This is a genomic window from Ectobacillus funiculus, from assembly GCF_004138295.1.
GTDB classification, from domain to species: Bacteria; Bacillota; Bacilli; order Bacillales; family Bacillaceae_G; genus Ectobacillus; species Ectobacillus funiculus.
In genome coordinates this window covers 1-16,466 of record NZ_SCFM01000085.1, presented here as the reverse complement: position 1 = coordinate 16,466, position 16,466 = coordinate 1, and the positions used below count along the sequence as shown (strand labels likewise).

Annotated in this window: 12 protein-coding genes and 2 pseudogenes; 13 read left to right on the top strand and 1 reads right to left on the bottom strand. The window is 41.9% G+C overall.

Features of this window, described 5'->3' with window-relative positions; genetic code table 11:
- The first annotated feature begins 301 nt into the window (after positions 1–301).
- The 3 genes from rlmD to rocF all read left to right on the top strand — a co-directional run bounded on the left by rlmD (position 302) and on the right by rocF (position 4,884).
- On the top strand, positions 302–1,675 hold the full coding sequence (gene rlmD, locus EP737_RS24115; protein ID WP_129731803.1) for a 23S rRNA (uracil(1939)-C(5))-methyltransferase RlmD: 1,374 nt from the start codon (positions 302–304) through the stop codon (positions 1,673–1,675).
- Between the two features lie 756 nt (positions 1,676–2,431).
- On the top strand, positions 2,432–3,868 hold the full coding sequence (locus tag EP737_RS24110) for an amino acid permease (protein WP_129731801.1): 1,437 nt from the start codon (positions 2,432–2,434) through the stop codon (positions 3,866–3,868).
- Between the two features lie 83 nt (positions 3,869–3,951).
- Positions 3,952–4,884, top strand: coding sequence for an arginase (gene rocF / locus EP737_RS24105; protein WP_129731799.1), 933 nt, complete (start codon positions 3,952–3,954; stop codon positions 4,882–4,884).
- An 85-nt stretch (positions 4,885–4,969) separates the two neighbouring features.
- Here rocF and EP737_RS24100 read toward each other — a convergent pair whose 3' ends face one another.
- Positions 4,970–6,328: a sigma-54 interaction domain-containing protein gene (locus EP737_RS24100; protein WP_425455960.1), complete on the bottom strand. Its 1,359-nt coding sequence runs from the start codon at positions 6,326–6,328 to the stop codon at positions 4,970–4,972.
- Between the two features lie 290 nt (positions 6,329–6,618).
- Between EP737_RS24100 and EP737_RS26420 the strand changes: the two are divergent.
- The 10 genes and pseudogenes from EP737_RS26420 to EP737_RS24065 form a co-directional block, all read left to right on the top strand.
- Positions 6,619–6,999: pseudogene (locus EP737_RS26420) on the top strand (aldehyde dehydrogenase family protein); the annotation flags it as partial.
- Positions 6,992–7,129: pseudogene (locus EP737_RS26990) on the top strand (hypothetical protein); the annotation flags it as partial. The pseudogenes EP737_RS26420 and EP737_RS26990, both read left to right, overlap by 8 nt.
- Positions 7,130–7,155: 26 nt before the next feature.
- Entirely contained in the window at positions 7,156–8,358 is a 1,203-nt protein-coding gene (locus EP737_RS24095) for an ornithine--oxo-acid transaminase (RefSeq protein ID WP_129731807.1), read from the top strand.
- A 45-nt stretch (positions 8,359–8,403) separates the two neighbouring features.
- On the top strand, positions 8,404–9,696 hold the full coding sequence (locus tag EP737_RS24090; RefSeq protein WP_129731795.1) for a Glu/Leu/Phe/Val family dehydrogenase: 1,293 nt from the start codon (positions 8,404–8,406) through the stop codon (positions 9,694–9,696).
- A gap of 68 nt (positions 9,697–9,764) precedes the next feature.
- Positions 9,765–9,908 carry a hypothetical protein gene (locus EP737_RS25845; protein WP_165350912.1) on the top strand — a complete coding sequence of 48 codons (144 nt, stop codon included), beginning with the start codon at positions 9,765–9,767 and terminating at the stop codon, positions 9,906–9,908.
- Positions 9,909–10,249: 341 nt separating this feature from the next.
- A complete protein-coding gene (ybaK, locus tag EP737_RS24085) occupies positions 10,250–10,732 on the top strand; it encodes a Cys-tRNA(Pro) deacylase (protein WP_129731793.1) in 483 nt (160 codons plus the stop codon).
- Between the two features lie 80 nt (positions 10,733–10,812).
- Positions 10,813–11,385 (top strand): class I SAM-dependent methyltransferase, encoded by a 573-nt coding sequence (locus EP737_RS24080; protein ID WP_425455958.1) that lies wholly within the window; start codon positions 10,813–10,815, stop codon positions 11,383–11,385.
- A gap of 6 nt (positions 11,386–11,391) precedes the next feature.
- Complete coding sequence (locus EP737_RS24075) at positions 11,392–12,846, top strand: DEAD/DEAH box helicase (protein ID WP_129731789.1); 1,455 nt, start codon at positions 11,392–11,394, stop codon at positions 12,844–12,846.
- Between the two features lie 445 nt (positions 12,847–13,291).
- Positions 13,292–14,767 carry an NCS1 family nucleobase:cation symporter-1 gene (locus EP737_RS24070; protein WP_246040363.1) on the top strand — a complete coding sequence of 492 codons (1,476 nt, stop codon included), beginning with the start codon at positions 13,292–13,294 and terminating at the stop codon, positions 14,765–14,767.
- 400 nt (positions 14,768–15,167) lie between these two features.
- Entirely contained in the window at positions 15,168–16,358 is a 1,191-nt protein-coding gene (locus EP737_RS24065) for an MFS transporter (RefSeq protein WP_129731787.1), read from the top strand.
- Positions 16,359–16,466: the final 108 nt, after the last annotated feature.

Below are 16,466 nucleotides of genomic sequence, written 5' to 3'. Positions count from 1 at the left end.
CTCTGTCTTCGCCCAAGAGCAGGGCTCGCCAATCGGCGAGTTTTCTTTATATTGTAAGAAAGTATAAATTTCCAAGTGGAAGTGAATTCAGCGTAGTCGGAAATTTTGGAAATACAGTATAGGTAGGACTACCTTCTGTCTTCGTCAATCAGCGGGCTCACTTGCTCGTGATTTAGAAGCTGTTGCTTTATAGGTGTAGGGCTTTGGAGCACTAGTAAGGTGTTGTATGAGGAGTTTTCTCTTTATAATTAAAATATGATAAAATGAACAGCAGCATAAAACTGAAAATGAGGTTGAATCAATGAAGATGGCACCACCCGTTGAAAAAAACGAGTATATAGATGCAGTATTTGAGGATGTAACACATGATGGTGCCGGCGTGGCGAAGGTGAACGGCTATCCTATTTTCGTTCCGTACGGCTTGCCTGGCGAAGAGGCAAAGGTTAAGGTTATTAAGGTGAAAAAAAATTATGCATTTGGGCGTCTTGTCGAGCTGTATAAAGAAAGCCCATATCGTCAAGAAGCGCCTTGTCCTGTTTATAAGCAGTGCGGCGGCTGTCAGCTGCAGCATGTAAGCTATGAGGGGCAGCTGCAGATTAAAGAAAAGCAGGTACGAGATGTGATGGCGCGCATTGGCGGCCTAAAGGATGTAACAATCCACCCTGTGCTTGGGATGGAGCATCCGTGGCTGTATCGAAACAAAGCACAGGTACCAATTGGAGAACGTGAAGGAGGCCTTGTTGCCGGTTTTTATCGCCAAGGAACGCATGATATTATTGATATTGAAGCATGTCTTATCCAAGTTGAGGAAAATGATGTGCTTATCCAAAGGGTAAAGCAAATTTGCAGTAAGCATGGCGTTCAAGCTTACAATGAGAAGCTGCATAAAGGCACACTTCGTCATGTGATGGTTCGTTATGGTCAAGTAACAGGGGACATTATGCTTGTCTTTATTACCCGGAGCGATGAGCTGCCAAATAAGCAAGCGATGATTAAGGAAATTACAGCGGCATTTCCGAACATCAAATCGATCGTACAAAATGTAAATGAGAAACGAACAAATGTGATCTTTGGAGAGAAAACAAAGCTGCTTTGGGGTTCTGAATATATATATGACTATATTGGAAATGTAAAGTTTGCGATTTCCGCCCGTTCTTTTTATCAAGTGAATCCTGTGCAAACGAAGGTGCTCTATGAAAAAGCGCTAGAGTATGCAAAGCTAACAGGAGAAGAAATCGTGATTGATGCCTACTGCGGAATTGGGACAATCTCTCTATTCTTGGCGCAAAAGGCAAAGCATGTATACGGCGTAGAAATTGTGCCGGAAGCAATTGAGGATGCGAATCGCAATGCTGAGCTAAATGGCATTAAGAACGTAGAATTTGCCGTTGGCGAGGCTGAGAAGGTGATTCCAAATTGGTATGAGCAAGGTGTTCGGGCAGATGTTATTGTCGTCGACCCGCCGCGTAAAGGCTGTGATGAATCATTGCTTGAAACAATTATCGCGATGAAGCCAAAACGTGTTGTGTATGTGTCATGTGATCCGGCAACTTTAGCCAGGGATTTGCGCGTTTTGGAGGATGGCGGATTTAAAACCGTTGAAATTCAGCCAGTTGATATGTTTCCTCAGACGATGCATGTGGAAAATGTTGCAGTGCTTGAGAGGAACTTGTAGCCGTATAACACAAACATTTCTGGAATAACAGACCGAAGAACATCAGGTTCGTTGCCTGAGGATCTTCGGTTCTTTCATTTGGAAAGCAGTAAAAGGTAGGAGGAGTTGCACCGTCCCTCAAAATTTTGATAGAGCAGTGGTATAATGATTAGCTCGGATTAGCATTTACTGACTAAGCAGATGCTAATCATCGATTTTATATGAATCCCACATGAATTCTTAATGGGTAATCGGATAGGGGACATTACAGCTATATTTTATATTTAAAGTGACAGGACCCCTTTAATATGAGAAAGTAATTATAGTAAAATATTGTGAGAAAATATTGCAAATTAATGGGGGGAGAGAACATTATCAATTATGATCTTTTTGTATGCCTGTTTCCAACTAGAAAACGAGATTCAGGTACTGGTTTTAAGGCATTATTAAAAGTTTATCTTTATAAACGATAGATATTAGCAGATTTGTTTTATTATTAAAACCCGTTAAAAATTAGATAAATGGATATAGGGAAGCTAATAAATATTGTAGATAAACTGCCTTAGATGTCATAAAAATCTACATAACCCGCATGTAACCAAAAATTTTGCACTTAATATGCAAAAAAATTGTATATATGCATAAGAATTTGGCTGCAATCTCCGGAAAGTATTTAAAAATTCAGTTAATTTTTTGGCACGAAACTTGCATATGGAATAAATGAAGGTAAATGCTGGCTAGGTACAGTTGTTTACTATAATCGAAGGGGGAGCAGGAATGGAAAAAGCGGGAAAACAAGAGTATGAATTAAAGCGAGGAATGAAGGCAAGACATTTATTCATGATTTCATTGGGAGGGTGTATCGGTACAGGATTCTTTCTCGGGTCTGGTTATACGATCCATGAGGCAGGGGCGATGGGTGCTATTCTTTCATACGTAGCAGGCGGCTTTATTATGTATTTAACAATGCTATGTCTTGGTGAACTTTCTGTAGCCATGCCGGTTTCCGGTTCATTCCAAACGTATGCAACAAAGTTCATTAGTCCTGCTATGGGGTTTGCAATTGGCTGGCTGTACTGGCTAGGATGGGCGGTAACAGTTGCATTGGAGTGCTTGTCGGCATCTCAACTCATGCAACGGTGGTTTCCTTCATCTCCCGCTTGGATGTGGTGTGCATTGTTCGTATGCTTGCTATTTTTGCTCAATGCCTTATCCGCAAAGGTATTTGGCGAGTCAGAGTTCTTTTTTTCTAGTATTAAGATACTAGCTATTATTCTATTCATTGTTCTTGGGGGAACTGCTATGTTTGGTGTTATTCCAATCAAAGGTGGACAAGAGGTACCATTATTCTCCCGCTTTTTCGATGAAGGATTGTTTCCGAATGGGGTAAGTGCATTACTTATCACGATGATTACGGTAAACTTCTCCTTTCAGGGAACAGAATTAATTGGAATTGCGGCAGGGGAAAGTGAAAATCCTGCTAAAACAATCCCGAAGTCTATTAAACAAACAGTTTGGCGAACCCTTTTCTTCTTTGTTCTATCTATAATTGTACTTTCAGCTCTTATCCCGAGGGAACAAGCTGGGGTTGCCGAGAGTCCATTCGTTGTTGTGTTAGATAGTTTAGGAATCCCGTACGCCGCAGATATAATGAATGTTATCATTTTGACAGCATTGTTATCCGTAGGTAATTCAGGCTTATATGCAGCAACTCGTATGTTGTATGCGCTTTCTAAGGAGGGGATGGCAAAGCCGTGGGTCGGCCAAGTAAATAAAAGGGGAGTGCCAATGAATGCCTTAATTATTACAATTGCTATCGCGTGTCTTTCGCTGTTATCAAGTGTAGTAGCAGAAGAGACAATATTCGTTTGGCTGCTCTCACTTGCTGGATTAGGCGCACAAATTGGTTGGATTGCCATTACAGCATCGCAAATTGCGTTTCGAAGAGCATACACTCGTAAAGGCGGTAAGGTAGAGGATTTAAAATTTAAAGTTCCACTCTATCCAATCCTTCCGCTGATTGCACTGCTGTTAAATTGTATTGTGATGATTAGTCTTGCGTTTGATTCGGAGCAACGGACCGCACTTTATTGCGGGGGTGTGTTTTTTATTGGTTGTTATATATTGTATGAATGGAAGATTAAGAGAACGCGTCAAGCAGAAACAAGACCGCAGGAAGTACAGCTTGAATCTAATAAAGAGATGATTATGTAAATGCTTCTGAGGGGCAACTGCAGGGGAGAAGCAATTCTTAGAAATAATTTATAGATTTCGCAGATATGGAGAGGGGAAAAAACATGAAAAGGAAGATAAGAGTAATTGGATGTCCAATGGATTTAGGTCAGACACGCCGCGGGGTAGATATGGGGGCAAGTGCTATTCGTTATGCAGGCCTTGTGGAGGAATTGGAGCATTTAGGATATGAAGTAAATGATATAGGTGACATATATGTAGCACCTCGTTCTAAGGATCAAGATGGTGTAAATGAAAAGTTGAAAAATCTACCCCAAGTACATAATACGTGTGTACTTCTTGCTGAAGCAGTAAACCAGGCTGTACAGTCAAACAGCTTTCCGCTTGTACTAGGGGGGGATCATAGCATCGCAATTGGGACATTAGCAGGACTTGCTAGACATTATAGCAATTTAGGGGTAATTTGGTTTGATGCCCATGGGGATTTAAATACGGCGGAAACATCACCTTCAGGAAATATACATGGTATGTCATTAGCTGTTAGTTTAGGGTACGGTCATCCTTCACTGACGGAACTGTATGGAGCATATCCGAAGGTAAAGAAAGAAAACATTGTTATTATCGGGGCACGGTCACTGGATGAAGGGGAGAAAGAACTGATTTTTGAACAAGGTATTAAAGTATTTACAATGCAGGAAATTGACCGAATGGGTATGCCCCGTGTGATGGAAGAAACCATTGCTTACCTGGCCCATACGGATGGTATACACTTATCATTAGATTTAGATGGTTTAGATCCAAGCCACGCACCTGGGGTAGGAACACCGGTTATAGGAGGGCTGACGTATAGGGAGAGCCACCTTGCTCTAGAAATGCTGGCAGAGGCCAACATAGTCAAATCGGCTGAATTTGTAGAAGTGAATCCAATCTTAGATGAAAGAAACAAAACAGCGATTACAGCAGTGGAACTCATCCAATCATTAATGGGAAAGAGCTTGAAGCCTCAGCCTGTATTCGCAGAGCAAGTAAACAATTAACTATATTTATGCACACAAAAACGACCTGTTTTGGCAGGTCGTTTTTGTGTACTGCTATGGGGAAGACCGCGTCCTGTAGGGAGAGTTATCTTTCATTAAGTGTAATGTTGAGCTTTTTCATCCGATATTGCAAGCTTTGGCGACTTAGACCAAGCAGCTTTGCCGCGCGTGAGATGTTGTAGCTGCTTTTACGCAGTATATGCTCGATATAATGTCTTTCAAACAACCCCAACTGATCCTTTAAGTTGACTGTAATATCTAAATCCTCATTAATAAATGATTTAGTACTTGGAACAGATGCAGCCTGTTCTTTTGCCTGTATGCGGCTGCGATATTGAAACGGTAGGTGAGAATACTGAATAACATCTTCATCAGCTATGAAATTCATAGCTGCCTCAATTACATGCTCTAGTTCACGTACGTTACCAGGCCAATCATATTTAGAAAATAATTGAAGAACCTCGTCTGTTAAGCCTTTGACATCCATTTGAAATAAGGAGTTATACTTTTCAATAAAGCTTTGTGCCAAAAGAGGAATATCTTCTTTTCGTTGCCGTAAAGGAGGAATGAATAATGTTACGACACCCAGGCGGTAATATAAATCTTTACGCAAATGGTTATTAGCAATCGCATCGATCGGATCTTCATTAATATTTGCGATAATTCGCACATCAATAGGTATATCCTTTGTGTCACCAATACGCCGGATTGTTTTCTCCTGCAGCACACGCAGCAGCTTTGCCTGCAGGTTCGGGTTTAAGGAGTTAATCTCATCGAGCAGCAATGTACCTCCTTGCGCTTGTTCGAATAGGCCCGGGTGGTCAAGAGCACCTGTGAATGCACCACGCTTTGTACCAAATAGGAGCCCTTCTATTAAATTATCAGGAAGAGCGGCACAGTTTTGTGAAATAAATGGTCCTGATGCTCGGGCACTTCCATTATGAATGCTTTGAGCGAATAATTCTTTTCCTGTTCCAGTTTCCCCAACGATGAGTACATAAGAAGAGGTACGGGTTGCGCGTATTGCATTTTCAATGACCTCCTTGAGGTAGGGGCTGTCTCCAATAATGCTTTCGAAGGTAAATCTTGTGCTTCCCTTCTTTTTCATACTGCCTATTAATTGCTCCATCTTTGTGACGTCCTTAGCGATCTCAACAGCGCCGCGAATTTTACCATCTTCTATAATTGGAAAGGTATTGTTAATTGTTGTGATTTTCTTTCCCTTATTGTTGAAATACGTTTGCTTTACATTTACGGCCTCTTTTCCTTGCTGTACAGCCCGAACTAATGTACTCCCTTCTTCTTTAAAGGCGAATACATCGAGTAAGTCCTTATTTAACACATCCTTACTATCCATTGATTCCATTTGCATCATTTTTTTGTTATAAATGATCGTTGTTCCTGTTTCATCAACTGCATGTAAGCCTATATCTATCTCGTTCATAATTCTTTCATATACACGATTTATGTACTTTAAATGCTGTATAGATTGCTTAGAATATTCTGCCATGGCCCTACACCCCTTTATCTAAGTATCTCTTTTACTATTTAATCAAACATACTCCTCTGATGCAAAATATTTTTGCGTTTTTGAAAAAATAAATAATTACAAGCAAAAAAATATTGCATTTATTATTTGCGAGTTCCGAAAAGAATGTATATTTTCTCTGTTTCAAAGTTGGCATGAAAATTGCTTTATAAAATAGTGAAATCAAAATATTAGGGGGGAAATGTATGTCGTTTCCATATTTACATGAACCATTTACAAATTTTACAAAGGAATAAAATGTAAAATAATTTCAAGAAGCACTATTATATGTTCAAACTCAGCTTGGCGCATCATACCCACTTGTAATTGGCGGTAAGCGTATTAAAACAGACAAACATACTATTTCGAGAAATCCAGCCAATAGGGAAGAGGTTATCGGCATTATGTCTATGGTTGATGAGAATTTAGCAGGACAGGCAATGTAAGCCGCACTAGCAGCATTTGAAAGCTGGAAGAAATAGGATCCGCAGCATCGTGCTAACATTTTATTTCGTGCTGCAGCCATTCTGCACCGCTGGAAGCATGAATTTTCCGCGTATCTTGTGAAGGAAGCAGGAAAGCCGTGGATGCACTGGGGCAATCGTCGGATACCAGCCATTTGGGGGATTTAATATGTGAGGTACGGATTCTAAGGCAGGCAGCCCTGATTATTTACTCCTTCATATGCAGGCAAAAACAACATCGGAAACTTTTTAAAATCTAAAGAGGGAAGGGGATATATGATGAAAACAATAGTGAATACAAAAAACATTATTAATCAAACAGAACAATATGGGGCGAACAACTATCATCCACTGCCAATTGTTATTTCGGGGGCAGAAGGTGTATGGGTAACAGATCCAGAAGGCAACAAATATATGGATATGTTAAGTGCATATTCGGCAGTTAATCAGGGACATCGGCACCCAAGGATTATTCAGGCGTTGAAGGATCAAGCAGATCGTGTAACCCTAACATCCCGTGCATTTTATAACGACCAGCTCGGTCCATGGTACGAAAAAATTTGCAAACTAACAGGAAAAAGTATGGCCTTGCCAATGAACACCGGTGCTGAAGCAGTGGAAACTGCGATAAAAGCGGCACGGCGCTGGGGGTATGAGGTAAAGGGGATCGAAGAAAATTGTGCTGAAATTATTGCATGTACGGGTAACTTTCATGGCCGTACAATGGCTGCCGTCTCGCTATCCTCAGAGGCGGAATATAAGAGGGGATTTGGCCCAATGCTACCGGGCATCACGTTAATTCCATACGGGGATATAGAAGCATTACGGGAGGCTATTAAGCCAAACACAGCAGCATTTTTACTTGAGCCGATTCAGGGAGAAGCCGGAATTATAGTACCGCCTGCCGGATTTTTAAAAGCTGCTTCTGATATATGCAAGGAAAATAATGTCTTACTCATTGCAGATGAGATTCAGGTCGGCTTAGCACGTACTGGGAAGATGTTTGCTTACGAGTGGGAGGATATCACTCCTGATATATTAATTTTAGGAAAGGCGCTTGGCGGTGGTGTATTTCCAATTTCCTGCATTGCGGCAAATAAAGAAATTTTACATGTATTTAATCCAGGTTCACACGGGTCTACATTTGGCGGAAATCCGCTTGCTTGTGCGGTATCGATTGCAGCACTTGAGGTGTTGGAGGAGGAAAACTTGACGGAGCGTTCCTTGAAATTAGGAGAGTACTTTAAACAGCAGTTACTTCAGATTTCAAGCCCAATTATTAAGGAAGTAAGGGGGAGAGGCTTGTTTATTGGCGTGGAACTTCATGAAGCCGCTAGGCCTTACTGTGAGAAATTAAAGGGAACAGGGCTGCTCTGTAAGGAGACACATAGTACTGTTATCCGCTTTGCACCGCCGCTTACTATTTCCCAAGCGGAGCTTGATTGGGCGATTAATAGAATTCACAATGTATTATCTTACTAATTATGAAATGGGAGCTTGTATTCTACTATGAATGAGGTGAAGTGTATGTCGTCTGTAAAAGAGAAGGAAGAGGTACTTAAACGGGAGGAAGAGAAGGATGGATCTGATGATCTATTTTTCTCTACACAACAGGTTATTAAAGAAGCACTTACAAAGCTAGGATACAGAGATGAGGTATTTGAGCTGTTAAAGGAACCAATTCGTATGCTTACTGTCCGTATACCCGTAAAAATGGACAATGGTTCAATCCAAATTTTTACCGGTTTCCGTTCACAACATAACGATGCTGTAGGCCCGACCAAGGGGGGAGTTCGCTTTCACCCTGAGGTAACGGAGGAAGAGGTAAAGGCATTATCTATTTGGATGACTTTGAAGTGCGGGATTACTAACCTGCCGTATGGAGGGGGAAAAGGCGGCATCATTTGCGACCCAAGGAAAATGTCCTTTGGTGAACTTGAACGGCTTAGCCGCGGGTATGTCCGGGCTGTTAGTCAAATTGTTGGACCAACGAAGGATATACCAGCACCCGATGTGTATACAAACTCTCAAATTATGGCTTGGATGATGGATGAGTACAGTCGCCTTCGCGAATTTGATTCTCCTGGCTTTATCACAGGTAAGCCAATTGTACTGGGCGGTTCGCACGGACGAGAGACGGCTACGGCACGAGGTGTGGCTATCTGTATTGCAGAGGCATTAAAAACAAAAAATCTGCGGTTGCAGGATGCTCGCATTGTTGTGCAAGGCTTTGGAAATGCCGGAAGCTTCCTCGCAAAGTTCATGCATGATGCGGGTGCGAAAGTAGTTGGGATTTCAGACGTACACGGAGGATTGTATGATCCTAATGGATTAGACATCCCATATTTACTTGATCGTCGTGATAGCTTCGGGATGATTTCACAGCTATTTCAGAATACAATTTCTAATGAGGAACTGCTCGAGCTTGATTGTGATATTTTAGTGCCAGCTGCTGTATCCAATCAAATTACAGCACAAAATGCACATCGTATAAAGGCATCTATTATCGTCGAAGCGGCAAATGGACCGACAACAATGGAAGCGACAAATATATTGACGGAACGAGGTATTTTGCTTGTTCCTGATATATTAGCAAGTGCAGGTGGCGTGACAGTTTCATATTTTGAATGGGTACAAAACAACCAAGGGTACTATTGGTCAGAGGAAGAGGTTTATGGGAAATTGCAACGTGTAATGATCGATTCCTTCGAAACGGTTTTTGAAACGGCACAAGCTCATCAAGTCAATATGCGCATGGCAGCCTATATGATAGGTATTCGGAAAACAGCCGAAGCAGCGCGCTTTAGAGGGTGGATTTGAACTATAAAACTCTTTCCTTTTGCAGTTTGTAGAAGGTAAGGGAATAACAGGGGAGGGGGAACTCCTTCATGTGGGTCATTACCGTGTATGTAAAGAATGATATTGAAATCTTTGAATTTGAAAATGAGAAGGAAGCAAAGGAAGTATATAAGGGCATACAAGGATGTAAAATTTTGTCCGAGATAATTTGTGAGCCGCTCAGTTCGTTATGATCATCCTGCAATAATGTAATATGAAAGGGAAAATAATGGAGTAGAGGAGCAGGTCACTATGGGGACTTGCTCTTTTTTTGACTTATGCTGCTTATTCCGTTTTTCTTTTAGAGAATTCTGGTAAAGGATAGACTATGTTATATGAAAGGGAAGTTTTTTTGTTATATCTTAATTTCTGAAAGAAATGATGTTAATTAATCTAGGATTATTTATAAGTTAGTAAAACAATATTAATAGGGTATCGTACATACTCACGAAACAATTAACTTAGGGACAGGATAAGAAAAAATAGTACAATTTAGGATAAAATAGAGCTAAGTAATTGGAAAAGGGGAAACAAAATGGCACAAGGAAAAACGAATGCAATGCGGATGTTAGATGCGAAAAAGATGATGTATAACGTTATGACGTATACTAATGAAGATGGACAGATTGATGGTGTGTCAGTGGCCAGGAAGATTGGCAAGGATGCAAAGGTTGTATACAAGACGCTTGTAACGCAAGGGTTGACAAAGAGCTTATATGTATTTGTAATTCCGGTTGAGGCGGAGCTTGATTTGAAAAAGGCGGCAAAGGCAGCGGGAGAAAAGAAATTGGAAATGCTGCCCGTCAAAGATATTCAAAAGTGGACAGGCTACATTCGCGGCGGCTGCTCGCCAATCGGGATGAAAAAGTTATATCCTACCTTTATTGATGAAAGTGCGGCAGGGCTTTCCAGTATAGTAGTAAGCGGCGGGAAGATTGGGATGCAAATTGAGTTAAGTGTAGGGGATTTACAGACTGTTGCAGAAGCTGTTATGCATGATGTTAGAAAGACTGTATAATAGAAGCTTCTGCATGAGAAAATGAAGGAAACATGGTGATAAGGTTGAAATGGACTGGAGAACGAATTATTCCGAAGCTAATGAAGCCAATGAACGGGATGCTGCTTGAGCATATTGCCCGTTATTATTTTGCGATCCCTTATATAAAGGGGAGAGTATTGGATATTGCATGCGGGACAGGGTATGGCTGTCATATGGTAGCGAAGGATCGCAAACGGGAGGTTCATGAAATTATTGGTGTCGATGTGGACCAAGAAACGATTTTGTATGCAAATCGGGAATATAATCATCAAAAGGTGACATACATACAAGGAGATGCGTTAGATCCAGAGCTTCCGGAGAAGCTTGGGTTGTTCGATACAATTTTAAGCTTTGAAACAATTGAACATGTGCAGGATGACCAGTTATTTATGGATAGCTTATATCGGATGCTAAAGCCTGGAGGGAGGCTAATCTTATCGAGCCCATTTGGAAGAGGCAGGGGGATGCCTACGAGTGAGCCATTTCATGTTCACCAGCTTACACCGAAAGAGTTCGAAGAGCTTTTTACTCGCTTTTCTAGTATGGAGATGTATTATCAAAGAGGAGTAACCTTTGAAAAACCAAGGGATGACGTTCGTTATTTTATCGGCGTTGCAGTGTGTACCAAATAAGAAGGAGTGAAGATTTTGACAGATTTTATACAGCTTGGTGTTGGTCATCATCTGCAGAGGGCGCTGCGTTCGCATGGGCTTGTTCAGCCAACGCCGGTGCAGGAATGGGCAATCCCATTCTTACTCGAAGGAAGAGACGTAGTGGCACAGGCGCAGACAGGGACAGGAAAGACGTTGGCATTTGTTCTTCCTATGTTGGAAAGGATTAAGCGAGATGAGCCTCATGTACAAGCTTTAATTGTTACGCCGACGCGAGAGCTAGCTGTGCAAATCACAAGCGAGGTGAGAAAGCTAACCGCTCATATAGATGGTGTTCATGTGCTCGCTGTATATGGCGGGCAGGATGTAGAGCAGCAAATGAAAAGGCTAAAGGGGTCGACTCATATTGTTGTTGCTACGCCAGGCCGATTGCTCGACCATATCCGGCGCGGCACAGTAGACTTGTCAGGGGTGTCGATGCTAGTGCTTGATGAAGCAGATCAAATGCTGCATATTGGCTTTTTAGGGGATGTGGAGGAGATTATTAGAAAGACTCCTGCAGATAGACAAACAGCCTTGTTCTCGGCAACGATGCCTGCTGAGGTTCGCAAGCTTGCAAAGAAATATATGAATAGTCCGAAGGATGTACGTATCCAAAGTGAGGAAGTGACGCTGCGTGATATCCAGCAGCTTGTTGTGGAAACAACAGATCGTGCAAAGCAATCGGCACTTAGGCAGCTGCTTGATCAGTATCGTCCGTTTTTGGCGATTATTTTTTGCCGCACAAAGCGAAGAGCAAGCACGCTGCAGGCTGCCTTACGAGAGCATGGTTACAATTCTGATGAGCTGCACGGAGATTTATCTCAGGCAAAGCGTGAGAAAGTAATGAAGAAATTCCGCGATGCCGAAATACAATATCTCATCGCGACTGATGTAGCGGCACGCGGACTTGATGTCGAAGGTGTAACACATGTTTTTAACTACGATATTCCGCTTGATACAGAAAGCTATATTCATCGAATCGGCCGGACCGGCCGCGCTGGTGAAAAAGGTGTAGCGATTACGCTGGTTGCACCGAAGGATCGCCAGCTGCTAGAGACTATCGAAAAAGGGATTGAATCAGTGATTCCAAAGACAAGGATAGAGGGGCAGCAGGCTGAGCAAAGAGAAGGAACGGCACCGCGCGGCCAGAATAATCATCCGAAGGCGGAGGCAGCACCGCGTGGTAAGGCTGCTTCAAGGGCAAAAATGGATCGGCGCGGTGAGAAAGGCACTTCAAAACCAAGAGCGGAGCAGCGTGGTCAGAGCGCATCAAGCTCTAGGACAAAACAAGATAAGAAGCCGAGAAGTGCGGCAAAAGCAGATTCATCAACTTCTCGTTATTTCGGTCAGGATAAACAAAGGCAGGATGCGGCGTCGGGAAGGCAGAGACGAGGAAGAGCTGCTTCCCCAGCAAATAAAGGCCGTAGCAAAAAACGTTAATGTATTTCCTTTTATATCGAAAAGAATAGTACAAAACAGATGTCCCATCCAGTTGATTAAGCTGGATGGGATATTTTTTTACACTTGATCAAATAGAAGACAGTTCATTGTATCTATCAACTATGCTTTTAGCTAAAGGCTTGTTGATTGGTGAGGCTTCTTTCAATAGTTGCCTGTTTATTTGCCATCCCGGAGTTCCCACTGTTAAACCTTTTTTTGTGAAAATATGTAATTAAATCTTACATATATTAGGACTTCAGTCTATCAGATATATAGAATGAGGATACAAGGGAAGTAAACGTGACAAGTAGATGGAAATTCAATTGAAGCATTTTCAGTCTATCAGTTTCCCTTGCAGGCATTAAAAATAACTTTTCGAGGAGGAGATCTTATCTAGTGCCATGCAGCTAAAGCTGCAAGTCCATTACAATAGGGAGGTGTCGTATTGAGTAAGGCGATGGAGGATACGAGCAACCTGATAGAATTGGACCCGGATCTTTATAATGAGGATCTTGCCCCTGTTGCAAAGGAAAAGCGAAATTGGAGCTGGATTAACTTTTCAACGGTATGGATGGGCATGGTTCATAACATCGTAGCTTACGAGACAGCAGGAAGCCTGCTTGGGCTAGGGATGAGTGTATGGCAAGCACTTGGCACCGTTATCGTTGCGAATCTTGTCCTAATCGTGGCGATGTGGCTAAACGGTATTGCTGGAGCAAAATACGGATTGCCGTTTCCTGTACTAGTGAGAGCCGCGTTTGGCTATAAGGGAGCACATATTCCAGTATTAGTAAGGGCGTTCGTAGCTATCTTCTGGTTCGCTGTGCAGGCCTATGCAGGCAGTAAAGCTGTTGGTGCTGTTTTAGGAGTTTTAATTCCTGGCTGGGCTTCTCTCTCTTCCTATCATGTAATTGGAATGGGCTTAAATGATGCAATTGCTCTTGTGTTATTTTGGGTGCTGCATGCCTATATTATCTCCCATGGAATGGAGCGCGTTAAATTCTTCGAGCTTTGGGCGGGACCGCTCGTTATCATCTTAGGACTTGGCCTGGTTGCTTGGGCAATTTATACAGCGGATGGAATGGGTCCGTTGTTTCAGGAGAAATCCACATTGTCTGGCGCAGAGTTTTGGAAGGTTTTCGCGATCTCAGTTACCGGGCTTGTCGGAACATGGGCTACTTTGATTTTGAACATTCCAGACTTTACAAGGTTTTCGCGGAGCCAAAAAGATCAAGTGGTTGGTCAGGCAATTGGCTTGCCGGGAACTGCTATTATCTTCTCTCTTATGAGCGTTATTATTACCTCTGGAACAATTATTGCTTTTGGAAGGCCAATTTGGGATCCAGTAGAATTACTGCAGCAATTTGATAATCCTCTTGTCCTTATTTTAGGCGCCTTTTCTCTTTTAATTGCTACTTTATCAGTAAATGTTGCGGCAAACGTTGTTTCACCAGCGTATGATCTTGTAAACTTGTTTCCGAAAAAATTGAATTTTGTTAAGGCTGGTTTGATATCCATTGTTGTTGCGATCTTCTTTATGCCATGGCTCTGGTTTGATAATGCTGGAACCATTTTTAATATTCTCGGTGCCATTGGCGGTGCATTGGGTCCAGTTGCCGGAATTATGATTGCAGACTTTTATATCGTACGACGAAGAGAATACAGTATATCAGCCTTTTATACAAAACGAGGGATATATACCTACAAAAATGGCTGGAATCCAGCTGCTCTCATTGCGCTTGCTATCGGTTTAGCTGCATCATTTATTGGTCTGGTTGTCCCTGCCTTGGAAGTGCTGTATACGTATTCCTGGTTTTTAGGAATCGGCTTTGGATTTGTTTCTTATGTGTTGTTAATGCGCTCTGCAAGTCAAAGTATGTCAGAAAGCAGTGTAGATGATATAACACCTTCTGTACAATGAGAAGGATATTTGCTTGCACTGTAAGAAAGTATAAATTTCCAGCCGGAAGCCAATTCGACGTAGTCAGAAACTTTAGGAATACAGTATAAGTGCAACTACGCCTCTGTCCTCGCCCAAGGGCAGGGCTTGCTAATCGGCGAGTTTTCTTTAGAACAGACCCAGTAATCCATGCTGGGTCTGTGTTTTTTGCACTATAGCATTAAAATGAAATGGAGCTGTTTGTTCTTACTGACAGCTACTATATACAAGCAGCGAAGCTTATCATGCAGAGATATAATACAAAATTAATAAAAAATTAGATGTAATCGATTGCAAATAAACATAGAATAGATTATAATCAGGGATGTAATCGATTGCACCACTGGATGTAATCGATTGCAGTTGGAATGGAAGTGATATATTGGGTACACCGAGTCTCATTAGAGACAGATATCTTTTTCTGGTTGTTTCCTTTATCTTTTGGTTTTCACATTTTATTTACATCCCTACCTTGGCTCCTTATGTGCAGTCGCTGGGAGGAAAGTACACATTTACGGGTATTGTTTTGGGAAGCTATGGACTCATGCAGCTATTATTCCGGCTGCCGCTCGGGATTTTTTCAGATCTCACTAAGCTCAGAAAACCATTTATGATTTTTGGAATGGTAGTGAGCGCGTGTAGTTGTTTCGCATTCGCTATCACAGATAGCTTAGGCTGGGCGCTTGCCGCTCGTTCGCTTGCCGGACTTGCAGCTGCGACATGGGTTGCTTTTACCGCACTATATCCGACTTACTTTGCCAGTCACGAGGTTCATCGTGCGATGGGCAGTATCTCATTCATTGTCGTTTTAGCACAGCTGCTTGGTATGAGTTTAAGCGGTTATGTTGTAGATGAATGGGGATGGCACGCTCCTTTTTGGATAGGCGGGGTAATTGGTATTGCAGGTTTAGCGCTCTCATTACTTATTTTTGAGAAAAAAGAGGAAGTGACAAAGGCTCCAATCAAACTAAAGGATTTAATGTCCGTTATGCGGGAACCGTTATTGCTCAAGATTTCCTTCTTATCTATTTTGGCCCACAGTATTATTTTTACAACAATGTTTGGATTCATACCTGCCTATGCATTGAGTGTTGGGCTGAAGACGAGTGATATTAGCATGATTGTGTTTTCATTTATGATTCCTCATGCTATCGCCACCTTATTTATGGGAAAGGTGCTTGTGCCTCTTCTTGGTAAGTGGAGATCTTTAGAGGTAGCTTTCTTTTTCACAACCTGCTTTACACTTATAACACCTTTTGTTCAGACAAAAGTATTACTATGTGTGATTCAAAGCTTTAATGGCTTCTCGCTGGGGCTGCTTTTCCCTCTGTTTCTAGGAATGGCCGTTGAATCAATCCCGCTTGAAAAACGAGCCACTGCTATAGGAGGATATCAAGCATTATACGCACTTGGCATCTTTGGCGGACCGTTTTTTGCAGGGATATTAAACTCCATGCTAGGAATTGAGGCAGGCTTTTATTTTGCGGGAGCATTAGGATTATTGGCTACTACTCTAGTTCTTATTTGGAGAAAAAGGGAACATACTTATGAAGTTCCGAGTCTGAACAGATAAAGATAGCAATTACATCAAAACAGTTAAAGAAAGGGGAAATTTACAATGCGTTTAGCATACGATCCGTCACATTATCGTGATAATACAAATTTAAAAGATACAATTGAG

What these genes read in the sequence shown, in the direction of transcription:
- rlmD (WP_129731803.1), top strand. Translation starts at nt 302, where the DNA reads ATGAAGATGGCACCACCCGTTGAAAAAAACGAGTATATAGATGCAGTA.
- EP737_RS24110 (WP_129731801.1), top strand. Translation starts at nt 2,432, where the DNA reads ATGGAAAAAGCGGGAAAACAAGAGTATGAATTAAAGCGAGGAATGAAG.
- EP737_RS25845 (WP_165350912.1), top strand. Translation starts at nt 9,765, where the DNA reads ATGTGGGTCATTACCGTGTATGTAAAGAATGATATTGAAATCTTTGAA.
- EP737_RS24100 (WP_425455960.1), bottom strand. Translation starts at nt 6,328, where the DNA reads ATGAACGAGATAGATATAGGCTTACATGCAGTTGATGAAACAGGAACA.
- rocF (WP_129731799.1), top strand. Translation starts at nt 3,952, where the DNA reads ATGAAAAGGAAGATAAGAGTAATTGGATGTCCAATGGATTTAGGTCAG.
- EP737_RS24090 (WP_129731795.1), top strand. Translation starts at nt 8,404, where the DNA reads ATGTCGTCTGTAAAAGAGAAGGAAGAGGTACTTAAACGGGAGGAAGAG.
- EP737_RS24080 (WP_425455958.1), top strand. Translation starts at nt 10,813, where the DNA reads ATGAAGCCAATGAACGGGATGCTGCTTGAGCATATTGCCCGTTATTAT.
- EP737_RS24095 (WP_129731807.1), top strand. Translation starts at nt 7,156, where the DNA reads ATGAAAACAATAGTGAATACAAAAAACATTATTAATCAAACAGAACAA.
- ybaK (WP_129731793.1), top strand. Translation starts at nt 10,250, where the DNA reads ATGGCACAAGGAAAAACGAATGCAATGCGGATGTTAGATGCGAAAAAG.